The following is a 955-nucleotide window of genomic DNA, read 5'->3' as shown; positions in this document are numbered from 1 at the left end:
ATGCCAACTAAATTGTAATTCGAAATGCTGGGGTTTAGTGCCTAGCACCGTGGTCCCCACTTTATAGGCGCCATAAAAAATGGGAGGCATGGTAAACGGGTTGGTGATCCACACCGTGGCCACGGATAAGGGGAGATTTGCCCGAAAAGGAATAGCCGTTGCCGCCGATAGCCACATTTGAAAAGGAACAGGCCAGAAGGCAAAAAACAACCCGATGCCAAATGCGTGTGCGGCCGAACGGCGATTAAGGTGCCATAAGTTAGGTTCATGTAAAACCGTGCCAAAGATCCGTAGCGCTTTGTTGCGTTTGATCGTTTGATGGTCAGGCAAAAATCGACGTATAAATTTTCTAGGCATAAACAGTTAATTTCACATTAAACGAATGAATGCAACAACATGAAGCAACACTCAATGGCGTATCTGAGCGCGTTCTGTGTGACCGCTATTTCAGCCAGATGGTGGCCCGTGCTACCTGCATTTAGCTGGCTTATTATGTCGGCAATACTTGTTGCTGTCATCCACATCCCTTCGATAAATAAAGTGGTCTGCTCATTGGTACGCCACTATGGCTGTAACAGATTGCTATGCTGTGCGTACAAGGTTAAACCCGAACATAGCGCGTTCACTATTTTTTTATTTAGCGGGATGCTCTCTGGAATGATATGGATGGGAAGTGTAGGGCATTGGTACTTATTTTGGCAACTCCCGGAACTTAAAATTCAACAAGATGTCATACTTACGGGTCGAATTGTCGAAATTCGACTATTTGATGCACATCAACAAGCCCTTTTGGCTGTCGAAAAATTAGACCATGAGCGATTTTACGGCAATGCCCTGCTATACATTGACAATGAAATTGGTCTTTTTCAGCCCCATCAGCATGTTCAGTTTCACACCAAATTAAAACCAGCCAGTACGTTAGTAAATCCCGCCACAGACGCCCGTAGTTCCCTTG

At 45.2% G+C, this 955-nt stretch carries 2 protein-coding genes; one reads left to right on the top strand and one right to left on the bottom strand.

Annotated features, from left to right (window positions below; translation table 11 throughout):
* Positions 1 to 357, bottom strand: a 357-nt coding sequence (locus V5298_RS20750) for a DUF2062 domain-containing protein (RefSeq protein ID WP_332933303.1), incomplete at its 3' end; no start/stop codon positions are given.
* 39 nt (positions 358 to 396) lie between these two features.
* On the opposite strand from V5298_RS20750, the gene V5298_RS20745 reads away from it, so the two are divergent.
* A partial coding sequence (locus V5298_RS20745; protein ID WP_332933302.1) for a hypothetical protein occupies positions 397 to 955 on the top strand: 559 nt, incomplete at its 3' end.

This window comes from Alteromonas sp. 14N.309.X.WAT.G.H12 (assembly GCF_036697315.1).
Lineage (GTDB): Bacteria > Pseudomonadota > Gammaproteobacteria > Enterobacterales > Alteromonadaceae > Alteromonas.
The sequence above is the reverse complement of the archived record's forward strand: the minus strand, read 5'-3'. Positions and strand labels throughout refer to the sequence as shown.